The following is a 22992-nucleotide window of genomic DNA, read 5'->3' on the forward strand; positions in this document are numbered from 1 at the left end:
CCTCCTCAGTACAGCGTATCCGACAGCCGGAACTGGCTGAACAGCCCGCCGCTGAACGGATTGTCTTCGGTATCAGCGTGTATCCGGTAGACCATCGCGCCGCCGTCCACATTAAAGCGCACGCTGAACGTTCCCTCGTCCACGCTGGTTAACTGACCAGCCCCAAACAGGCGGAACTGCGCCCACGGCCCACTGAAGCTGATACTGCGTGGAGCACCACCGCTGACACCAACCAGCGTCAGTTTGCTTTCATTGCCCTCGCGCATGTTGTTCGGCCAGACCAGGTGCGCGGTGTAGTTACGCCCCTGACTGTAATCGACTAACTGACCGTCGAGGTTCAGTACGCTGCGGCGTTTGTTCCCGGAAAGCGAAACGGTCTCCACCGCAAATGAGGTACCCAGCCCGTTCTGTTTGCTGAAGAAGATGTCGCGGATTTTTTGCGTCGTCTCAAGCTGGTTACGGATATCCTCACGAATAATCACGGCGTTATAGCCGTCTTCCAGACTCAGGTCGTTTTCCATAAACAGTTTCAGGTTCTGCTGATAAAAGGTATCCAGCACGCCATCCGGTTTAAAGAATCTTTCAAAAGCGTCCAGCGACGCATCCTGTGATGAACGCGGATTAAATGGATAATTGCCAGCCAGCTGTTCATTGAACGGTTTCACCACACTGTCGCGCCAGTCAATTTCCATATAGTGCACCGCTTCCACCATCACCACATGCCAGGCCTGATCCGCCAGCTTGCCTACCCAGCGGTTAAGCGGCGCGGGCAGGGTTTTCGCCATTTGTCGCGTGGCAAATATAGGGTCACTGCTGTTCTGGTCAAGACGGAGCTGGACGGCTTTCAGCGCCGATTTCCCCGGCACCGGCGCATTCTGGATAGCCAGCAGGTAGCGGTGCAGTTCCGTTAACTGCTGATATACCGCCTGAAAGGTATTTTCCCTGTTATTCTGTACCGCCAGCGTGCTGTTTTCCGGCGCAAACTCATGGCCGAGACGCGTCAGCAAGCGGTAATCCGGCTCTGCCTGTGCGTCTTCACGCTCTTTATCAGAAAGTTTTTCAGAGAGAACCGCAGGCTGCGTGTTATCCCGCAGCGCCGTCAGCGCCCGCTGTAACGGCTGATCGCCGCTGATAATCTGCTCCAGTGCGCCGGTCAGTTGCGCAATGGACTCATAGTCACGCACGTTAAGGTTGTCCATTCCCGCCCGCCAGGTGGCGGTGTAGTCGCTGAGATACTGTTCGGTCAACTGACGCTGGATTTCTGCCCGGTCGGCTTCGCTGTATTTCACACTGTGGGTCAGGTTCAGCACCCAGGAATCCATCGCCGTCAGCTCAATCAGCGCATCGCGCTGTTTGACAAAATAACTTTGCAGACCGTAACGGGTGAGGAACTGTGGAACCACCAGTTTGTTATCATCTGAGGAAACGAACACCTGTTCGAATGTCGGTCCAACCTGATCGCGCAGATTCAGATCAGCGGGCAGCACGCCCAGCGCCCGTGTTTTCAGGCTCTGGTATACGCGCTGGTAAACCGGCAGTTTACTCAGTTCATGCTGTGCATCGACGACCGGTTTATCATACGGCGTCCAGCGACTGATGGCGTCACCGTCGCCTGCTGCCCGCTCCGCGTGCCAGTCGGTATGCTTCAGTGCGTAGTCGAGGTGCGACATCAGTTGTGCCTGAATATCCCGCTGGCCGTGGAATTCACCGCTCCAGCGCTTCGCCATATACTGCTTCACCACCTCATCATTACGCCCGCTTTTGTCTTCCAGCATTCTCATGACACGCAGCACCGCAAGCTTTTCTTCGCTTTCCGGCGGGGCGGCATTCATCTCTTTGACCAGACCGTTAAACAGCGCAGGAAGGTAGCGTTGCTCCAGCAGTTGCAGATAAGTTTGTTCCACATACGGGCCGATACGCCTGCCCTGATACAGCCCCATATCGGCGAGGCGGCTGCGGTCATCCCAGTCGCCGTAGGCCAGTGTTGCGTCGCGCACCGGGTTAAGCAGCGGCAGTTGCAGATTACCGTAGTCATCCATCCCCTGTGGGGGAGTGATCGCCATAAACGCTTCTGCCTGTTTCAGCACCTGAACACCGGAGGCGTAGTTGTTATTGTAATAATGGTGCCAGCCGGTGATTAACAACAATGCCGCCACCCCACCCACGACGGAAAAAGCGGTCAGACGGCGACGGCTGCTTATCAGCCAGGCGCGGCTTTCTCCGGCCAGATTCGGCTCGGCCAGCAGTGCCTGTGGAAACAGATTACGGGTAAAGTAAGATGCGGTATCCACCAGCGGCCAGGCGCTCAGCGGACCGCCGTCCAGCCGGTACTGCCTGGCGGCAGACTGCGTAAAAAGATCATCCATCTGACCCCGTTGCAGCGACGAAGTCAGGTATACGCCGCGCAACATCACATCCATATTTTCACCGTCCAGCAGGCCGTCGAGCAGGGCTTTCAGGTCGTCCCGGCTCCCCTGTATCTGGCGGGAAAAACTGAACAGGGAACTGCGCATATGCGTCTGCGTGAGCATCAGATCCGGCATGGCGTGGTTCATTCGCTCACACCATGTCTGCCAGAAAGCATCCAGCTCTGCGCGCCAGTCCTCGTTTTCATGGGCGCGGCGGGTGAAGGTCACGCCCAGAATCGTATCGCGATCTTTTTTATCCAGTGACTGAAACAGGGCGGCAAAGCCGTGTAATAAATCCAGCCGCGTCAGCACCAGGTAAACCGGTAGCTGGCAGTGAAGGTGCTGGCGCACATCCTGCAACCGGCTGCGCAGCGTCTGTAACAGATGTTCGCGGCGGCGTTTGTCAGCCGTCAACAGGTCGGGTAAGTCAAGAGTGATAATGATCCCGTTCAGCGGCTGGCGGGCGCGTTTTTCCACCAGCCAGTCCAGAACGTGCTCCCATAACCGACGGTGCAGGACATCAGCATCCGGCTGTTCGCAGAGTACGCCGTCAACATCAAAAATCACCGCCTGTTTGCCAACATGCGGCGTCAGGTACACACGTTGTTCTGCACCGCGCACAGTTTCCAGCGTATAAATAACATCGGACGGAAAACCTTCCCGTAACAGTGCGGTTTTACCGCTTCCGGCAGGACCGATGACCATATACCACGGCAGTTGCCACAGGTAACGACGGTTATCGAGATGGCGTTGCAGGCGCAGCAGCCACCTGTCGAGGTAACGCTGTTGCGCATTCAGCTCAACACTTAGCGGGTCCAGCGCTTCCTCACGTTGCTGTTTTTGTTGATTCTCAAACTGTTGCAGGCGTTTCATCACCCGGACGGTAAGCCACCCCAGGGCGATAATTCCCCATGCCGCCGTCGCCAGCCAGCGGTTCGCCAGCGGTTTAAGCCACTGTTCGTCGTACAGTGACCATGTCGGGCCTTTCCACCAGATCCATACCAGCAGCACAATCCATGCCAACACCAGCAACCAAAACGCAGAGACCTTAAACCTTGGCATCGCGGGTCGCAGGACAGATCTCATGCCACTGAATATTCGGGGGGTCGGTAATCTCACAAAAACTCCTGTTATCTCTTACTGTTCTGCCGTGAACTTCTGTTCAAGCTGCTCAAGCAACGATGGCTCCCAGTCTGCCAGCGCCATCCGTAAGCCCGTCGTGAACAATATCCGGTACTGCTGCTGTGCCAGTATGATCAGTCCGGCCTCTTCCATAAGCTGTGCGCCGGAATACTGCCGATAAAACTGATCGCGGGGGGAGCCTTCGGGCAGCGTATCCAGATACCGTAATGCTGCTTCCAGCCCCTGTTCAGTAAAACAGGCTCTGGCGGTCTGCCATTCCTCACCGGATTGCTGTGCTGATGCGGGCTGGCCGGAGGAAGCGGTGGCGGTAATCCACTGTTTTGTCTGGCTGCTGATAAAGGGCGTATGGTCGTTAAACAGTAGGGTGGAAAGCTGGGGCAGACGGGTAAGAAAGCCACCAGCTTCCTCACGGATAGCCTCTGCCACGGCGATGTAGCCCAGCCGCTGCGCAGCCTGTGCTGAAAGGTAATGACCGTCAAACCAGTAGGGCGCCAGAAGTACGCTTTTCTCTACCTGTTGCCACAACACCATATCGGCATTATTCAGGCGCGCCTGATAATCATCCATCATATCGACAGGGAATGCGGCCAGCGACGTGCGTCCGTTACTTTCAGCCTGCGGCGCGGAGGTAATTGCCAGCCACAGCGCATGGCGGCGCAGACGGTAGCCCAATGGGGCATCCGGCTGGCGTTCACATAAAATGGCGGCGACTTTCAGCAACGTATCGCGCCAGGTTTTGTCGTCATGGCTGTCGATATTCACCACCGGCGCGGCAGAAGGCTGCACAGACGTGACGGCAGATTGTGCAGAAACGGGCGTCGCGGCAGGTTCGCTGTCGCGAAACGCCCGCTGGTACAGCGCGGCAATATCGTCCGTTGCCTGCGCCAGTTCGACGGCGTTATTGCTCTGCCAGAACAGCGCCAGTTTTGCCAACTCGCCCAGGAGCAGATCGCGTTGAGTGGTATTCGTCTGACGGGAAAACTCGCCAGCGCCTGCTTCAAAACGCTTTATGACCTGGGCGGCAAAACGTTTTTTGTGCGTCATACCCGGTGCCGCCACCGTCCAGTAATGCTCCACGTACAGCGCCAGTAAATGCAGCGCCAGCAACGGATCACCGGCATGTTGTAGCGTACGCAGCAGATGGGCCAGCAGGCGAAAATCCTTGCTTTCCGAGGCCAGAAGCACCAGCCCCCGGCGCTGAATTTCCGGGATATCAAGCTGGCTGTGAGCCAGCGAGCCGAGTTTGAGCATTTCGCCGTCGATATATTCCCAGTCAGGATTATCGTCTTTCAGCGCGCAGGCCAGTTTGTCTTCCGGCAGATTTTCCAGCAGGTGCGAAATCCAGATATCCGGATCACGTAAGTTCATAGTGTTACTCTCCTGCCCAGTGGCAGGCGTCGCGCAGCGGCGCGATGGTTTTCGCCAGCCCGTCAATGTTAAAGGTCAGTTTCCCGGCGGCGCTTTCCGTACCGGTGTCGATAGTCAGGGTCTTTGCGCCGAAAAGCTGTTTGATTTCGTCAATGCCGGATAAGCCCCGGCTGGACTCCAGCAGCGTGCCGTTCTCGCGGATAAACCAGTGCGACTGAAAACGTCCGGCGTCGGTGCTCAGCGTGACGGCGATGTCGTCAGGCGTCATGGTATGCGTCAGCGCCACCTGCATCCGGGTGATGTTGTCCACGCAACTGAACATCAGCACCGGACGCGGCGGCACGTTGCCGATGGCGGGCGTGGTGATAATTACCGTTGGCCGCTCTCCACCGCTGCTCTGCGTCATCATCAGTGTGGTGGAATTGTCCGGACGCTGCTTTTCCTGAGTGAAGGCCCGCTTCCAGGCTTCACCTTCATAACGGGCCTTTACCAGCGCGCCATCAAAACCGGATTGCTCCGGTGCCAAGATATGGTCATAGCAGTCGAGACGCTCCAGCGCAGCAGGCTCCCGGCGACAGGCCATCATGGCCCTGAGCGTTGTCTGTGCGTAGGTTTCCGGCACCACAATCCCCGGCAGTACGGCAACCGCCTGTTTCGCAGGTGTTTCCGCCTGTACTGCGCCGGGGAATAATCCCGGCAGCAGCAGCATGATCAAGAGCGTCTGCATTCTGCTCATAGAACGGTTTCGTCCTCTGTTTCCGGTTCTGACTGCATGTTTTCTACAAGGCTGTCATCCGGCGCATCTTCAACGTCAGCGGTAAACGCGCCGTTCGTCACGCCCAGCACGATACGGACAATGGCGACGTTCGCCGCCATTTTCTGCAACAGCAGCAGGGACAGTGGCGGGAGCATCTCGCCATCGATAACCGATTCCAGCATCCGCGCGCCGTTTTCGGCGCGGGTGACACGCTGCATGATTTCGTCGGTCACTTCCGGCTCAATCACCACCTCCGCACTGAAGCGGGTGCGTAGTACGTTGTCCAGCCGCGCCAGCTTCCCGGCAATAATGACGGAGAGCGTTTCACGCGACAGCGGTAGATACGGCACCACTTCCATGCGAGCCAGCAGCGCAGGTTTGAAGAAATCCGCCAGCACCGGGTACAGCGCGTCATGCATGGTTTCCGGGTTATCCGCATGTTCGACAATCACCTGATAACCAAGGTTGGAGGTGAGGAAAAAGACGATGTTTTTACAGTCAATTAGGCGGCCTTCGCCATCGGCCATCTCGCCCTTGTCAAACGCCTGGTAGAACAGGTTGAGTACGTCCGGGTGGGCTTTTTCCACTTCGTCGAGCAGCACCACGGAATACGGTTTCTGACGAATCGCTTCGGTCAGCACGCCCCCCTCCCCGTAGCCAACATAGCCCGGCGGCGAACCAATCAGTCGCGAAACGGTGTGTTTCTCCTGGAACTCCGACATATTGATGGTGGTGAGGTACTGACGACCACCGTAGAGCAGCTCAGCCAATTGCAGCACGGTTTCGGTTTTGCCCACACCGCTGGGACCGGCCAGCAGGAACGCGCCGAGCGGCCGCCCCGGACGGCGCAGATCGGCGCGGGCGGTAAGCAGGTGTTTGTGCAGGTGCCCGATCGCCAGATCCTGGCCCTTGATGGTATCGCCCAGCCACTGAGGTAAGTCAGTAATCACTGACATTTCGTTCTGCGACAGGCGATTAAGCGGCACGCCTGTCCATTCGGCAATGACGGCGGCGATTTGCTTTTTATCAACGTGCGGAGAAACCAGCAGTTGCGTATGGTGCAGAATCTCCAGTTCAGCAGTTAGCTGTGCGAGACGGATGGCAGGAGGAATGCCAGGTGTCGCATCCGTCGGTTCTGCGACGGGTTCATCCGTTGATGCGGCGTTATCGTCAGAGTTCGGTAGCGTGATATCTTCACTACTGCTGGCTTCCGTTTCGTCCAGTAGCTCCTTACGCAGCGCAATAATTTCCTGAACCAGCGCCTGCTGCTGATGCCAGGCAGTGTCCAGTTCATCCAGTTCGCTCAGCGTGTAGTCGTACTGTGCAGTCACCTCAGTCAGCCGTGAGGCGTCTGACCGCAGGCCGATGCGAATCTCGCGCTCAAGCTGGCGCATCTCCGCTTCGCACTGCTGGCACAGGGTAGTCAGCGCGGAAATCTGTTTCGGCGGAGAGGAAAGGTTAATCGCCACCCGCGCGCAGGCGGTATCCAGCACATCGATGGCTTTATCCGGCAACTGACGACCAGAGAGGTAACGTTCGCTCAACGTCGCCGCGGCCTGTAACGCGTCATCGTCAATCAGCACGCCGTGGGACTGCTCATATACCGCCGACAGGCCTCGCAGGATAATGGTCGCCTCCGCCGCAGTCGGCTCACTCACCTTCACAAGCTGGAAACGGCGTGACAGTGCGGCGTCTTTCTCGAAGTATTTTTTGTACTCGCGCCAGGTGGTGGCGGCGATAGTTTTCAGCTCGCCGCGCGCAAGTGCCGGTTTCAGCAGGCCGGAGATATCCAGTCCGCCCTGCTGGTTACCCGCGCCAATCAGGGTGTGCGCCTCATCGATAAACAGAATGATCGGTTTCGGTGACTGACTCACTTCTGCCATCAGCCCCTTAAAGCGTTTTTCAAACTCGCCCTTCACCGATGCCCCTGCCTGCAATGCGCCGAGATCGAGCGTCATAATGTCGGTGTCGCGCAGTTTGTCCGGCACCTGGCCTGCGACAATGCGCAACGCCAGTCCTTCAATTAGCGCACTCTTACCGACACCCGCTTCGCCGACCACGACCGGGTTGTTTTTGCGGCGGCGACAGAGAATGTCGATCATCAGATCAATTTCATGGTCGCGGCACAGCACCGGATCAAGTTTGCCGTTGCAGGCGTCTGCAGTCATGTTTTTGGCATAACGACCAAGCAGACTGTCGCCGGTATCGGCTGTGGTGCCGACGGTCTGCCCGCTAGCGTCCGGTACGACTGACTCCGCCGACTCGCGCGTCCACTCGCCGAAGTCCTGTTGCAGGCGATCGCGGTTGATACCGGTGAGCAACCTGGCGGCGGCAGACGGGACATAGCGCAGCGGCGAATGCAGCAGAGCCAGCAGCAGTGTTCCACCGCGCAGCTCGCTATGCTGCATCTCGGCAGATGCCAGCAGCCAGCCCTCTTTCAGCCACTCGACCAGCATCGGCGAAAATGCCGGATAACTGTCTGTCGCTCGCGCCGTCACGTAATTTTCTACCGTCAGCGCCCGGCGAAGCGCATTTGTGTCGATTTCTGCCCGCTCAGCAATCACCCCCACGTCACTGCGCACCGCTGCCAGCATCTGCAATAGCACATGCGCCACGGTGATTTCCGTTGCCTGCTGGCTCATACACTCTGCCGCCGCCGCCTCCAGCGCCTGCCGGGAAAACGGGTTAAGATGCTTAACCAGAGAGGTCAGATTAATCTGGATCATATGTCGTGTCCTTACCTGGCAAGCAGCCGGTTCAGTTGATGCAGAATATCCTGCGTCTGGCTGTCCAACCGCAGTAGATAAAAGAAATAAAACAGCGCCAGCACGACGATACCGCCAGACAGAACATGCCGGATGGTCAGTCGTTTGATAAGCTGATAGCGTCCACCCTGTGTTTTTTTATCCTGATGCAGCAGTGGAAAAGGCGCATCGCCACGCAGGGTATGCAGAACATGGTGCAGACGGCGGTATATCTGTTCAAATTCACCCTGATCCTGCGCAGCCACCCTGTAGCGTCCGCGAAATCCCAGCGAAAAGCACAGAAATAAAAACTCAAGCAGATCCTGATAGCGCTTTGGCTCGCGGATCAGGCGCTCCAGCAGTATGAATACCTTTTCGCCACCCCAGGCTTCGTTATGGAAATGCACCAGTAACGACTGTTTGATCCATTCGTTTTTGTTCGACCAACCGTTACCCAGCGCGGCCTCATCAATAAAGGTGCAGAGAACATAGCGGAACGAAACAATCACGCCCGGCTCGTAGCCCTGCTCCTGCAATAGTTGCTCCACGGCCTGAACGTCCGTCACCACCTGCGCAAAAAGGTGTTCCGGCATACTCTGACTGTTCATCCCGTCCACGCGCATCACCATCCCCAGCAGTGGCGTGGCAGCGTCAATCATCGGGTTTATGCTGTTACCACGCAGGGCCAGCCGGTACTGGCGACCGGAAAGGTTTTCGTTCGCGACCTGAGGCGCAGTATTGACCTGTCCCGGCGAGTTCCCTGTGGTCAGACAGTCAATGGGCGAAACGAACGGCTCGCTCATGGTATTAACCCCTTATCGCCCACAACTGTATCCCCAGATCCGGGAAGGTGCCGGAGATATGCAGCGCCAGCGCCCCGGCTTTTATCACGTCCTGCCAGGCCGCCGCGCCTTTATCCAGCTCGAAGTAAACAAAGCCATCATGGTACGGTAGCTGGCGCGGAGCGGCGGTTCGCGGCGTCAGCGGTACGCCCGGCACCTGCACGCTAACCATATCGCGGATTTTGTTGGTGGCCGCGATTTTTGACTGCTGGGTAAACTGGTGGATAAGCTGACTGTGCGGCATCCGCGCGCGTACCGCCAGAATGAAGGTGCCGGAACGCAACAGGGTCGGATCGTTAACCGTGGCGACATAAAACCCGTCAGAGAAGAGAAGCGGCAGATTTTGCGCACGCGGCATCAGTACGGTATTGAGCGCCCGGCGCAGTTCCGGGATCACGGTATCAAACGACTGCGTAAGATTGCGGTGGTCGTAAGATTCCACCGGACAGGGCAGACGACTGTCTTCCGTAAAGGTCATCAGCTCACCCAGCAACCGGACCAGATCCAGATAAAACGTTTCCGGGTGCAGAGTGCGCAGGTGAGTACGATGAGTGAAGTGCATCTGGCTGCGGTTAAGCAGCTGTAACATCATAAACTCAGCCACATCCGCAATACCACTCTGTTCCGGCGAACCGATACGCTTTGCCAGATCGCTGGCGCGGTTGCTGAGAAGCCCCTGTACATCACCGGCAAACCCGTTCAGCACCGGGCTGACGCGGATGGCCTGACAGGTCGGGATAAAGCAGTCATCCAGCACCAGCGCGCCACCAGACTGCTGGCTGAGAATACGGCACAGCGGCAGTGTGACCATCGCGCTGAGATCGTCCGCGCCGCTGACGATTTTCGGTGCCAGTTGTCCCAGCGCGATGGGCTGCACGTCACCGTCATCGGAGTGCAAATCGCGAATATCGGCCTGCGTCAGGCGGTAACGCTCCGTTCCCTGTCCCGCGCTCCGGCGTCCTTCGATTTCACAGGTGATATCGCTGATAACAGGCAGCGCCAGGTAAATATCGTTACTGCCGGACCGGGAGAGGTCGAACGGCTGATACGGCAGAGGGAGTTGATCCTGCTCCGGGATGCTGAACACCGTGCCATCCGGCATACAGCCCGTCGCGTAGTCCAGCATCAGTTTCCCCTGGGCAAGCAGCTCGGTATTGATCGACAGCGAGGTGAACCCCCAAGCAAAATCATCCTGCGCACTCATACGCTGGTTCAGCAAATATTCCTGATTACGCTGCTGCTGCTGGAAGTGCTGTGGCAGGGCAAACAGACCTTCCTGCCAGATCACCCTGTTTTTCATGGTCGCCATTATCAGTTGTCCTCTTTCTTCATTTCGATACTGCCCTGTCGTACATGTACCAGCAGGCGGTAGTGATGACCCGTCCCTTCTACCGGTTCGATTTGCTTCCACTCAGTAGCCTGGTCGTCGGAGAAGTACGCCACGACTCCAATAAACTGTGTTTTTTCGTCCAGCCTCACTGGCGGCAACGTTTTTATGGTGTCCGGTAGCAGGTTAAAGTCCTGGTGGTCGATATAATTTTTCCCCAACACTTCCGGCAGCGGCGTGCTGGCAACCGTGTCGTAGTCAGCCGCCTGCAACTTCGAGTCATCGCTCATATAAATAAGCTGCACATCGACCGCTGCCGCCTCACCGTTCGCATTGATATTCGTGTCAGGCTCGGTCAGCAACGTGACCGTCACCTCCGATGACTGATCTGCCAGTTTCCCGACCTGAACATCCGGGTTCTTAATCACCTGGCCGAGCTTTTTCACCGTTTCGCAGCCTGTCAGGGTGAGACTGAAAAGCACAACCACCATGCAGGAACGAAAAAAACGTCCTGTCATGCTTCCGGCTCCCGCTGTTTCTCGCGCAGTACCCGGTCATACACCTGGGCATAAACTTCGTTAAACAGCATTTCAAATCCCTGCTGGCGGCTGGAGGCCAGTTCGTCGTAGTAATCGCAGTACATCTGCCAGGCACCGGCATCATCCAGCGGCTTTCGCAGTTCATGGCTGCGCCGGTACTGTACAAAGCGGCGCATCAGGCTCTGTGGAGAGAAGGCATCCAGCAGCACCCGCAGCGATTCAACAATCGCGGCCCGGTTCGCTTCCTCGTGATGCCGGACGTTACGCAAACTCTCGCCAACGGCAGCGGGTGCCGCCAGGTGTACCGGACTTTTACCTTCGGCAAACATCACGTCCAGCGCGGTGGTGTAGTCCATATTCAAGCGCAGCGGATTATCTTCCAGCGGACGTAAATGCTTGTCCGACAGGCTGTTACGACGCAGCTGTAGTTCAAGCAGCCCTTTTATCGCCGCCTGCAACGTCCGCCCCGCTTCCTCCAGAAAATCGTCGGCATCCTGTGAGTTACGTACGGCAAGCGAGCCGCCCAGCCCGCGCAACAGCGGGGTCACCGCAAGATGAAGCTGTGCGGTGTCTGCCAGGGACGCCGCCGCATCCTGTCCGACCAGGGGATCGGGATACAGTGGCGGCAGATCCATAAACGGAGTGTCGATCACACCATCCCTGTCAGGAACAGAAGATCGCGCAGAGACGATCCCTGAAAGCGGATCGCCCGCCACGGTCAGGCTTTCTGTCCGCAGCGCCTGGAGCGGATCGGCTGAAAAACTGTTGACCACGGTATCTGCAAGCTGGTGCATCCTGGGCATTCCCGGATACGCAGGCTGGCCGTCCGTCGTCAGTAGCGCGTCTGCCAGACGGTCACGGTTGGTGACGATGGTTTCCGGTGCCGCCATCTGCTCGCCGTAGCTGACCAGCTTTCCATTGTGGATAAATACCTTCAGCGCCAGCGACCCCAGAACGACTTCATCGCCCTGACGCAGGCGTACCAGCCCGGTATCCGTGGACACCGGTGCCAGATTAATCATCAGCCCCGGCACCAGGCTTTTCAGACAAAATGTGCCATCATGCATCACCACCTGGCAGGCACGATCGGCGACGGAGCCGGCCCTGTCCTGTACCGGCCAGTGGCAGGCGGGCGCGTGGCCGATATCCCCGCCATCGGCGGTAAACAGACATTTTGCGGCGCGTCCGCTCTCCAGCTCATTGCCGTTCATCACCTGTAGCGTCAGTGAGAGTACGGGAGTGTGCGTTTTTTCCTCAGCCATTTGCGGTTCCATAAAATTAATCCCTGATGTGGAGGGTGACGGATGGCGGCATTTTCGGCTGGCCGATAAACGCCGTGCGTCCGATGCAGGATCGGAAACGATCGCCCAGCCGCATTCCCTTCGCCTGATCCGGCGCAAGATCAAGCTGCAAATCCCAGGCGAACTGATCGCGTAACAGGAAGGAGATAAACATCGTCAGCGCCTGGTGGTTTTCCCCATCCGGTAAAAAAGAGAGGTAGCGGGCCATTGAGAGGTTGCCGAGCCGTAGCAGAAATTTGCCACTGCGATCCGGCACTCTGGCACCGAGGGTAAAATTAACGCCAATCACCGAGCGGCCTGGCACATACCCGGCTGTTTTCCGTTTCGGGTTACGCACGCCCAGCCGGTTCTGCTGTGCAGGATCAAGGGGCACTTTACGCAACTGCCAGTTTTCGATGCTGACATCCGGCAAATCGAAGCAGTGACTGATCAGGTTGCATACCACATCCGGCGAGCGCCCGGGTGTTGCCAGTATCCCGGCGTAGGCCAGCATCTTGCTGTGGTTGATAGCGAGTCTGTCGCGCACGCTCGGGTTACCTAAGCCCACCAGAGCATACATCCGCTGTGAAAAAGTGTCGGTTCCGCCGTTGCGAAAACAGATGTAATAGCGGTACTTGCGCCAGGCGTGATAGGCAAACTGCGTCCAGCGGTGGCTGAACAGATCGAGGAACCCTTTCAGCCCCTCCTCATTCTGCGCGGATTCCCGCGCCATTCGATCCAGGTAGTAGCCGGGCAGCGGTGACTGGCTGCCGGAAAAACCCAGGAATCTTGTCGTCAGGATAAACTGCCCGCTTTCACTGCGTTCAAGCGTGCTCAGGTCGCTACCCGGAAAGGCAATACTGGCATCGGATTTGAACAGCGCCACTTCCTGCTCCGGTTCGGTACGCAGGGATGGCTCGCGATCAGGCTCACCATACCGGCGGTACAGTGACTCCATCAGCACATAAAAATTCGTCCCGCGCACATCCGGGAGCGGTGTCGTTCCCCCTACATCAGGGCGTGCTGACCTGTATGTTGCCATTCCCAGGACTCCTGACTTTCCGTGTTAATAATTTTGAGGCAGTGAAATGAGTTGATGCTGGCGTACAGCGCAAAAAAGTATGACAGCACGGTACCCAGCAGGTAGATCTCGCCTTCACAGACAAAGGGGGCGGGATTAATCCACAGCGTGGTGGACAGACCGCGAACCGGCACCCCCTTAAACAGACGGTCAACCGGGCGGGATTCCATTTTTTCGATGGCATCGAGCTTCTGTGAGGAAAGCCGCGCCTGCTGTGGATGGTGGATACCCGGCATATCGAAGGTACGCAACACCTGGATCAGCGCCTCCCGGTCCAGCAACGAGAGGTAGTTCAGATTCATGCAGGAAATCAGCGACCAGTGCATATCGCCATCCGTCACCGGATACAGCGGACGGGTCGGGCGCGTCACGTTGCTGAACGACGCCACCGCCGGATTTTTGTTAACAGGAACGCAGATATCACCGGTATGCAGTGATGCAGGCAACATCCGGTTAGTGCAGACCAGCGAGGCAGTGAACACTTCACCGCTAAGCCGGGAAGAGTCAGGCTGGCTGCCATCCGCGTGGACAAAGGCAATGGCGTGCTCCAGACCACGATGAAACAGGGAGCTTCTGGTGCGGTGGTGCCAGTAGACGACTTCACGCTGCCGACTGTATTCAATCTGATGCTGAAACCCTTCAAATTCGGGCCAGATATGTATTATTTCACCAGGCTCAGGAGTATCATCCGACGCTGCAACCTTACTGGAAACCGTCTTCACCTGGAAAACATCATAGTGCTCCGGGTTCTGTTGACTGGCCCGTAATGCATATTGCGGTGAACTGTCGTCCGGCCTGACAGGCTCAGAATGGTGGGCGAACAAATTCACCACCGGCGTACAGTACAGGCGCAATGAATCTTTGCGAAGCTTGATATCCACAGGCAATGGCAAATTAAAATGCAAACGCAGTGTAAACGCGCCGACCGGGAAATCTGCCGGTAGCGACGTGCCCCCCTGCAAATGAAAGAAGAAAAAGCTCTCCGGGTAGCAAAAATACTCCTGAAGCACGCGGTAACCGCTATGGACGTTTTTCGGCCACGGCAACAACGCATCTTCCCGTTCAAACCCGGCGGCATTCAGCCACAAATCCGGTAGTGGAATACGCCGCTCTCCAGCCACCAGTTCCGCATCCATTAACCGCTCACTGAACCATAAATAGAGTTGCTGGCGGGTATAGTCATCTCCGTTTCCCAGCCAGAAAGTGAGCTTATTCAGATCCAGTGTGTCGGGAGAGACGCTACCTTCGGTGAAAAAATCAATGTCAATGTATCCTTTTTTCAGCGTGCTGGTGTTACGCACATCGCGAATATGTAACGGTTGCAGCCAAGTATCACGTGCCAGGGTAAAATGGCAGACAGGAGACGGGGTAACATCATCCCCGGCCAGGATCTTACGTCCCGATGACGTCACGCGAATCGGGCCTGAGCAAATCAGTTCATCACGACAAACCTGAACAGGCGCAGAAAACTGTGTCGCAACGGGGTTGTATTCAACCACGGCCATTGAAGGCACCGGACGCAGATAATTGGGCCACAGCATATTGATTAGCCCGTTCGTAAACTCTGGAAACTCATCCTCCAGCTTCTGCCGCAGGCCACCGGAAAGGAAAGCAAATGCCTCCATCAGGCGTTCCACATCGGGGTCGCCCTCTTTCTCAGCCAGAAAACGGGCAAGATGAGGTTTTTCACGACCAAGAAGTTTGCCCAGTTGACGCAGATAATCCAGTTCCTCGCGGTAATAACGCTCTTCGAAGGCCATCAGTCTGACTCCACGCACCAGTGCTGGTGATTATCCAGCAGAATGTCAAACTCCAGAACATCCTGTCTGTCGCTGAAATCCAGATACGCCACAATATGAAAACGCAGTTCCAGTGGCGCATGGTGATCCTCTGTGGCAGCTGTCACCACCACATCCGATATCCGGGGTTCGTAACGCAGAATACAGTTCTGAATCGCCTGAACCATCCATTCCCGGATGTTCTGGCGTTCAGGTGACTCATCGTTAAAATCAGCGATCCCCAGCTCCGGCGAACCATGACAGCTACCGGAACGGGTGTTGAGGATATTGCGCAGGTTATCGCGTACAGAATACAACAACTCCGTTTTTAGGTGCTGGCGTGAAGGCAGTTTTTCCGCCCCCCCGATACGTTCAAACAGACTGCCCCCGAACTCCCGTTCCGTGATCACAACGCTTACTCCTTGTCCAGACGACCGACCAGGGACAGCTCAAATGATGCCCCCATATACTTAAAGTGGGGTCTGACGCTCAGGGCTACCTGGTACCAGCCTGGCTCACCTTCCACATCAGAGACTTCAATCTTCGCCTGACGCAGCGGTTTACGGCTGCGCACGTCAGAAGGCGGGTTCTCCTGGTCAGCCACGTACTGGCGTATCCAGCCGTTCAGCTCACGCTCCAGATCGCCCCTTTCTTTCCATGAGCCAAGCTGTTCGCGTTGCAGCACTTTGATGTAATGGGCCAGTCTGTTGATAATGAAAAGATAAGGAAGCTGCGTACCGAGTTTGTAGTTGGTTTCGGCCTCTTTACCCTCCACAGTGTTGGGGAAAATTTTCGGTTTCTGAACCGAGTTTGCGGAGAAAAATGCTGCATTATCAGAGCCTTTACGCATTGTAAGAGTAATAAAGCCCTGCTCTGCCAGCTCATACTCCCGCCGGTCGGTAATGAGAATTTCAGTGGGAACTTTGGCCTGAAGCTGGCCCATTGCCTCATATAAATGCACCGGCAAATCTTTTACCGCACCACCGCTTTGTGGACCGACGATATTTGGACACCACCTGGTGGACATGAAACTTTCGGCCATGTTCGCCGCCAGAAGAAACGCAGTATTCCCCCACAGATAATGCTCGTGATTTTTGCTGACATCCTCATGGTAGTTAAAGCTCTTAACCGGATTCTCCTCCGGTGCATAAGGATGACGCAGCAGGAAACGCGGCGCCGTCAGGCCGAGATTGCGGGAATCTTCGGACTCGCGCAACGAACGCCATTTGGTGTAGGCCGGGCCTTCAAAAATGGCGGCAACGTCTTTAATGCCAGGAAGTTCGGTAAACGAATCCAGACCAAAGAACTCCGGCGATACGGAAGACAAAAACGGGCAGTGGCTCATCGCGCTGACGGCGCTGATATATTTCAGCAGCTTCATATCCGCGGCGGTGTTCTCAAACGCGTAGTTGCCAATCACTGCGGCAAATGGCTCACCGCCAAACTGACCAAAACCGCTGGAATAGACGTGCCGGTAGAACCCTGACTGGGTAATTTCTGCCGCAAATTCAAAGTCATCCAGCAATTCTTCCTTAGTAGCGTGCATGATGTGAATTTTAATGTTTTCACGCGGATCGGCATGATCAACCAGCAGTTTCAGCGAACGCAGGAATGACTCCAGTTCCTGAAATTCCGGGGCATGGAGGATCAGATCCATCTGGCGTCCCATACGCGTATCAATATCGGCGATCATGCCGTTGACGGCCAGAATATCGACAGACTCTGCCTCATCATCATTCTGCAACAGTGCGGTGATAAAGGCGGTCACACCCTGACGGGCGATATCGTAGCTTTCTGACGCCGGTTTAAAACGGGTCTGCGCCATGATCTCATCCAACAGGCAGGGTGTGGCGACAGGTGATGTAGAAGCGAGCGCTTCCGGTAAGGTGGTCTCTGACATACTGAAATCCTTGTACAAGTTATTTCCGACCCGCGAGGCCCAGCTCCGCAATCAGCTGTTCGCGGCTCTTTTCGTCAGCAAGCAGTGCCTGAAGCTGCGCACGGAAGGCAGGCATATTGCCCATTGGCCCCCGGAGCGCTACCAGCGCTTCGCGCAGTTCTAGCATTTTGCGCATCTCCGGCACCTGGGCGGCAATGTTGTCCGGTGACAGATCGGCCAGCGCTTTCACTTTCAGATTGACGCACATACGTGCATCAGGGGTTTCACTGAGCGCAGAGGGCACCGTAAAATCACGCCCAATACCCGCCTGGTCCAGTACGGCGTTAAAATTGTTACGATTAATAGCAACCGGCTGGCGTTCGTCCAGCGGAATATCATCCGCGCCACCGGTCAGATTGCCAGTCACCAGCAGGTTAAGCGGGAGTTCCACTTCTGCTGTCTGATTTCCCGTTTTCGGTTGAAATTTTATATTTACACGTTCTTTAGGGGCAATACTGCCACTGCTGTCATTTTTTCTGCTGCTCATAAGAATAGTCCATCAGATTGTCGTTCGTGCCATGAACACAGCATGTTTGTCACTACAAAAAAATTACTGATAATGCCGTTTCAGTGGCAGTAAAAGATAAATTTCACACTTTTCTCGCTTCGCATTTTACGCTCAATAAAAGAGATTTTAAAAGATCTTTTTCTTCGAATAAAACAGGGGTATGATTTTGTCATAAAATACGACGACATGAGACTCAACGTAAGCCAGCGGCGTCACACGCAAGGTTAGCAATACTCACGAAATAATTGTAAAATACTGATTTTAAATACATTTAAAGATAAACCATAAACAATTTATATAATAACACCATATGAATTAATTTTATAAATGAGAAAAACTGATAACTTGAGAAATATCCAACAGATTTTCCTTAAAACAAGGAAAACAAGACAAACACAATATATATTTACAATTAATCATTCCTTACCACATAGACAATGAAATACATATAAAACGAATTTACCTGATCACCCACACATATATTTAGCTTAAATTAAAAAGATATTTATAAATATTAAACGTTGCGTACCGGTTTATCCGCAAACCGGATGCAAAAGCATGATGCGACTCCCGGAGTGAGCCGCATTATTATCGGCCTGTCAGGAATTAACGGCAGACCACCGGAAATAGTTGTTAACAACACTCACAAGGAGCACCACAAATGCCAACTCCATGTTACATCTCAATAACAGGCCAGACCCAGGGCAATATCACCGCAGGCGCATTCACCGCAGATTCTGTCGGCAACATCTATGTGCAGGGCCACGAAGATGAAATGCTGGTGCAGGAATTTCTGCATAACGTGACGGTGCCAACCGATCCGCAGTCTGGTCAGCCAGCCGGTCAGCGTGCCCACAAGCCGTTCATTTTTACCGTGGCGCTGAATAAAGCGGTTCCACTGCTGTACAACGCACTGGCGTCCGGTGAAATGCTGCCAAAAGTTGAACTGCACTGGTGGCGTACTTCTGTTGAAGGTAAGCAGGAGCACTACTTCACCACCCGCCTGACAGACGCGACTATTGTGGATATGGACCTGCATATGCCGCACTGCCAGGACCCGGCACAGCGTGAGTTCACTCAGTTGCTAGCCGTTTCACTGGCGTACCGTAAGGTTGAGTGGGAACACATCAAGTCTGGCACTTCCGGTGCCGACGACTGGCGTGCGCCGCTGGAAGCATAAGGAAAGTCCACAGCATCCGGCCCTCACGGGCAGGGTGCTGTTTTTACATTACGCCGCAGGCAATCAATAAAGAAGAAGGTTGTCAGTAAGAGGTTACATTTTTACGGGAGATGGCGGACGCCGGAGACTTCGGCGGTAGCGTGCCTGAATGCAGCGTAACACTGTACTGTTACAGTCGCTGAACAGCGGGATGTCTTTTTTCTTGTCAATATTAGGGAGGTTAATATGTCGTTAAAAGGGTTGAGTTTTACACTGGAAGTGAGATAAATAGCTGTGCCGAATAGTAGAGCAATTAAAGAAAAAGCAGCCCGGATTGTACGATCTAGTTAATCGCTAACACCAACCGGACTGAGCGATGCGGATTATAACACCACTATCCCGTACCAAACGACGTCTTATACCGAAAACTGTTTAGAATACGCAGGATAAAAAATTACGCGCGCAGACCTATGGCTGTGCTGATGTTGCAGTGTGAGCGCATGAGAAGTATATTTCTCGTATAACGATATTTTTTGACGATTTACAATAAAATCAATGTGTTAATTATAGTTATAATTCCATGAGCTTTTAGTCATCAATTACATGCAAACGGTCTTAATATGGAAAACGATTATTATAAAGTAACTAAAGATTTGATTCATACAGGGCTTGATGCAATATCAAAGTCCATAAAAGAATGTGAAAAAAAAGCCAGAGTAAGGGAGTCCATATTTTCTGACTTGCAAGAAACTGGAATAGCTGTCAGAAAACGAAGCGACTGGAAAGCAAAAAAGGCCCCAGGAACTGATGGCGAAGACTGGAACTACCCCGCAATCGTGATACATCATGCTGGAAATAGTTACTCCTGTGATAACGATGGGGAAGTTAAAATGCGTCAGGCTGAAGAAACCGACATTAAAAGTTTTAATCATTTAAGTTATCATTATGCTATAGATTGCACAGGTATAATTTATGAAGCTCTGGATATAAGAGAAAAGGGTGCTCATCTAAAAGGTGCAAATACAGGAAAAATTGGCATAGTTTTTTTATCAGACTTTAGTTTACCAGGTGAAGCATCACAATATGGCCCCTCCCGATGGGGATCATTAAGTGAGTTTGCCGGGCAAGTGAAGGATAACTGGGATTCATCCGTTGATATACCAACCACTAATCAGAAAAAATCTATCGATATTTTAGTTAAGACTCTTATAAAATTTTTCCCGATCACACAATTAGGAGGACATAGAGAGTTTGCCTCTTTAAATGATTTAGGCCGAGCTTGTCCAGGAACTTATGGACTTCAGATTGCAGCTGACCTCAGAACAAAGTTCAAGTTAATGGCCCCTTAAAAACAGTGGGTTAAATGTAAAATAAATATACTTGAGAAAAATATCATATGCGTGTTTCTTCATTACGTAACTTTATTATTTACCTGTTTTTATATTTACTAATTGGAATAGATAAGCAGCCATACTATGAAGAAGGTGATATGCCTTGGGTACCAATTTTTTTCATTAAACACACTATATCATCAAAATTAATCTTTGAAATCCCCGTTTCTCCTGCTGATATATTGAGGGATACATCATTAACTCAGGCCAAATATAATGAATTATACAATTACTGCCAAGTAAGGTATAGAACCGAACTATCCGAATGTAGAAAGGAAATAAAGAAAAAACTTCTTGCCAATGGATTCTACATACCAGACTGAATGATACTACTATCTGATATAATGACCCAGAGAAATCCATAAAACATGCATTTAGACTAAAAAAACAAGCCAACCACAAGATAAGAATTGATATAAGTTGCGACATAAATATTGATGAAAGAATTAAATTTACAGAACATACTTATCCGATTTCCCACTCCTCTACTAAATAATCAAATAAAAATATTTCACCGAAAGAGCGTCATATAAAACCTTAATATATTAGTTCATATTATTGCTCTTTATTTTCAACTTTTTGATAATTTTCAAGAGAATTTGAGGTAAATCCGATGCCAACGGCTGGCTCGCTCCTCCGGGGACATAAGTTCAATTAACGGCATCCGGCCCTTACGGGCATGGGGCCTGAACGCAAGCGTAACACTGTACTGTCACAGCAGCTGACCAGCGAGCTGTTTTTTTTACTGTCACCATTAGGAAGGTAATATGTCGTTAAAAGGGCTGCGTTTCACACTGGCAGTGGGCGGACTGCCGGAAATGACCACTGCGGTGGTCAGTTTTCGACTTACTCAGCATTACTCAAAACCTTTCCAGCTAAAGGTGGATATTGCTAGCGGTCTTTCTGACCTGACAGCAACCGATTTTCTTGAAAAAAACGCCGTACTGACCATCTGGCAAGGAATGGAGCCACAACGCTATATCAGTGGTATTGTCTCTGCCGTAACCCTCAGTGAAAACAACCACTGGCAGATGGGGTACCATATAATTATCTCACCACCACTCTGGAGAAGCGGTTTACGCCAGAATTTCCGCATTTTCCAGCAGCAGGATATCAAGGCAATCTCCTCCACCCTGCTCAATGAAAATGGCATCACCGAGTGGACCCCGGTATTTTATGAGCCGCACCCGGCACGCGAGTTCTGCGTGCAGTACGGTGAGACAGACCTTGCCTTCCTGACCCGCCTGTGGTCAGAAGAAGGTATCTTTTATTTTGACTGGTGCACTCCGGAAGGGACGGAGCAAAAGCTGGTACTGTGCGATGATGTGGCGGGAGTATCGTCACTGGGAGCCATGCCATTTAATCCGAATACGACGGCAGAGGCATCTACCGAGCATATCAGCCAGTTCAGGTATCATGCGCAGATACGGCCTTCATCCGTCGAAACTCAGGACTACACCTTCAAAACGCCCGGCTGGCCGGGTTATTACAGCCGTGCCGGAGAGAATCTGAACGGCCAGCTCACGCAGTATGAAATCTTCGATTATCCCGGACGTTTCAAGGACGAATCCCACGGACAGGCGTTTGCCCGCTACCAGATTGAGGGCCGGAGACATGATGCAGAGATAGCAACAGGTTACAGTAACTCACCAAAAATGTGGCCAGGGAAGCGCTTTACCCTGACAGGACATCCATCAGTATCGCTGAACAGGGAGTGGCAGATTGTGGGTAGCGTACTGGCAGGAGATCAGCCGCAGGCACTGCATGGCAGTCAGGGAACGGGAACAACTCTCAGCAATCGTTTCGAGGTTATCCCGGCAGACAGGACATGGCGCGTTCCGCCCCAAAAGAAACCTTCCGTGGACGGCCCCCAGAGCGCCATCGTCACCGGCCCGGCGGGGGAAGAAATCTTCTGCGATGAGCATGGCCGGGTGCGGGTGCGCTTTCACTGGGACCGCTACTGTCCGGGGAATGAGGACAGCTCCTGCTGGGTACGGGTATCGCAGGCATGGGCGGGCACCGGGTTCGGTAACCTCGCCATACCGCGCGTGGGCCAGGAGGTTATCGTGGACTTCCTCAACGGCGACCCGGACCAGCCGATAATCATGGGCCGCACCTACCACCAGGATAACCGCTCACCGGGCAGTCTGCCGGGCACGAAGACGCAGATGACTATCCGCTCAAAAACCTATAAAGGCGGCGGGTTTAACGAGCTGACGTTCGATGACGCCACCGGGAAGGAGCGGGTGTATATCCATGCGCAGAAGAACATGGATACGGAGGTACTGAATAACCGGACAACGGACGTGAAGGTTGACCACACAGAAACTATCGGCAACAACCAGAAAATCACGGTGGGCGTGGGGCAGACCGTCAATGTGGGCAGTAAAAAGGCAGAGGGTCATGACCAGACGGTCACGGTGGCGAATGATCAGAAAATTACCGTTCAGAATAACCAGACACTGGATGTGACGGAAAAACGGACAAAAACGGTAGGTGGCGATCAGATATCAACTATTACAGGAGACGATATTGAAAAAGTACTAAAAACACAAATTATTGACATTGGCAAACTGTTTTCCCTAACCGCAAAAAATATGATAGTGCTGAAATGTGGTGAAAGTCTGTTCAGTATGGACGAGGGCGGAACTATTACCATCACAGGTAATCTGATTAAAATCAAAGGCAAAGAAGTTGACATTAACTGATATATCTATCGGGACAATAT

The 22992-nt window shown here is 53.7% G+C and carries 16 protein-coding genes; 3 read left to right on the forward strand and 13 right to left on the reverse strand.

Annotated elements, in window-relative coordinates:
- Positions 1-5 precede the first annotated feature (5 nt).
- From tssM to tssB, 13 genes are read right to left on the reverse strand one after another with little or no spacing between them, the layout of a single operon-like run.
- The gene (gene tssM / locus OGX75_RS12465) at positions 6-3494 is read right to left on the reverse strand and encodes a type VI secretion system membrane subunit TssM (RefSeq protein WP_502873186.1); all 3489 of its coding nucleotides are present in this window, start codon (positions 3492-3494) and stop codon (positions 6-8) included.
- 51 nt (positions 3495-3545) lie between these two features.
- Positions 3546-4919 carry a type VI secretion system protein TssA gene (gene tssA, locus OGX75_RS12470; protein ID WP_286451124.1) on the reverse strand — a complete coding sequence of 458 codons (1374 nt, stop codon included), beginning with the start codon at positions 4917-4919 and terminating at the stop codon, positions 3546-3548.
- Between the two features lie 4 nt (positions 4920-4923).
- On the reverse strand, positions 4924-5655 hold the full coding sequence (gene vasI, locus OGX75_RS12475) for a type VI secretion system-associated protein VasI (RefSeq protein WP_286451123.1): 732 nt from the start codon (positions 5653-5655) through the stop codon (positions 4924-4926).
- Positions 5652-8402 (reverse strand): type VI secretion system ATPase TssH, encoded by a 2751-nt coding sequence (tssH, locus tag OGX75_RS12480; RefSeq protein WP_134769067.1) that lies wholly within the window; start codon positions 8400-8402, stop codon positions 5652-5654. Before tssH ends, vasI begins: the two co-directional genes overlap by 4 nt.
- 11 nt (positions 8403-8413) lie before the next feature.
- Positions 8414-9223, reverse strand: a complete 810-nt coding sequence (gene icmH, locus OGX75_RS12485; protein WP_233594045.1) for a type IVB secretion system protein IcmH/DotU — start codon at positions 9221-9223, stop codon at positions 8414-8416.
- 4 nt (positions 9224-9227) lie between these two features.
- On the reverse strand, positions 9228-10571 hold the full coding sequence (gene tssK / locus OGX75_RS12490; RefSeq protein ID WP_134769066.1) for a type VI secretion system baseplate subunit TssK: 1344 nt from the start codon (positions 10569-10571) through the stop codon (positions 9228-9230).
- A 2-nt stretch (positions 10572-10573) separates the two neighbouring features.
- A complete protein-coding gene (gene tssJ / locus OGX75_RS12495) occupies positions 10574-11080 on the reverse strand; it encodes a type VI secretion system lipoprotein TssJ (RefSeq protein ID WP_372376932.1) in 507 nt (168 codons plus the stop codon).
- 23 nt (positions 11081-11103) lie between these two features.
- Positions 11104-12390 carry a type VI secretion system-associated FHA domain protein TagH gene (gene tagH / locus OGX75_RS12500; protein WP_134769064.1) on the reverse strand — a complete coding sequence of 429 codons (1287 nt, stop codon included), beginning with the start codon at positions 12388-12390 and terminating at the stop codon, positions 11104-11106.
- A 16-nt stretch (positions 12391-12406) separates the two neighbouring features.
- Entirely contained in the window at positions 12407-13450 is a 1044-nt protein-coding gene (gene tssG / locus OGX75_RS12505) for a type VI secretion system baseplate subunit TssG (RefSeq protein WP_286451122.1), read from the reverse strand.
- Complete coding sequence (tssF, locus tag OGX75_RS12510) at positions 13417-15249, reverse strand: type VI secretion system baseplate subunit TssF (RefSeq protein WP_200026891.1); 1833 nt, start codon at positions 15247-15249, stop codon at positions 13417-13419. Before tssF ends, tssG begins: the two co-directional genes overlap by 34 nt.
- Entirely contained in the window at positions 15249-15674 is a 426-nt protein-coding gene (tssE, locus tag OGX75_RS12515; RefSeq protein ID WP_125337101.1) for a type VI secretion system baseplate subunit TssE, read from the reverse strand. Before tssE ends, tssF begins: the two co-directional genes overlap by 1 nt.
- An 8-nt stretch (positions 15675-15682) precedes the next feature.
- Positions 15683-17167, reverse strand: a complete 1485-nt coding sequence (gene tssC / locus OGX75_RS12520; RefSeq protein WP_134769062.1) for a type VI secretion system contractile sheath large subunit — start codon at positions 17165-17167, stop codon at positions 15683-15685.
- A gap of 19 nt (positions 17168-17186) precedes the next feature.
- A complete protein-coding gene (gene tssB, locus OGX75_RS12525) occupies positions 17187-17693 on the reverse strand; it encodes a type VI secretion system contractile sheath small subunit (protein WP_058668096.1) in 507 nt (168 codons plus the stop codon).
- Between the two features lie 682 nt (positions 17694-18375).
- Between tssB and OGX75_RS12530 the strand changes: the two genes are divergently transcribed.
- The 3 genes from OGX75_RS12530 (at position 18376) to OGX75_RS12540 (ending at position 22972) form a co-directional block, all read left to right on the forward strand.
- Positions 18376-18894: an Hcp family type VI secretion system effector gene (locus OGX75_RS12530; RefSeq protein WP_058668097.1), complete on the forward strand. Its 519-nt coding sequence runs from the start codon at positions 18376-18378 to the stop codon at positions 18892-18894.
- Between the two features lie 599 nt (positions 18895-19493).
- Entirely contained in the window at positions 19494-20222 is a 729-nt protein-coding gene (locus OGX75_RS12535; protein WP_286451121.1) for a peptidoglycan recognition protein family protein, read from the forward strand.
- 809 nt (positions 20223-21031) lie between these two features.
- Positions 21032-22972 (forward strand): type VI secretion system Vgr family protein, encoded by a 1941-nt coding sequence (locus tag OGX75_RS12540; protein ID WP_058668099.1) that lies wholly within the window; start codon positions 21032-21034, stop codon positions 22970-22972.
- Positions 22973-22992: the final 20 nt, after the last annotated feature.

Source organism: Citrobacter sp. CK199 (genome assembly GCF_030333285.1).
Taxonomy (GTDB): Bacteria; Pseudomonadota; Gammaproteobacteria; order Enterobacterales; family Enterobacteriaceae; genus Citrobacter_B; species Citrobacter_B koseri.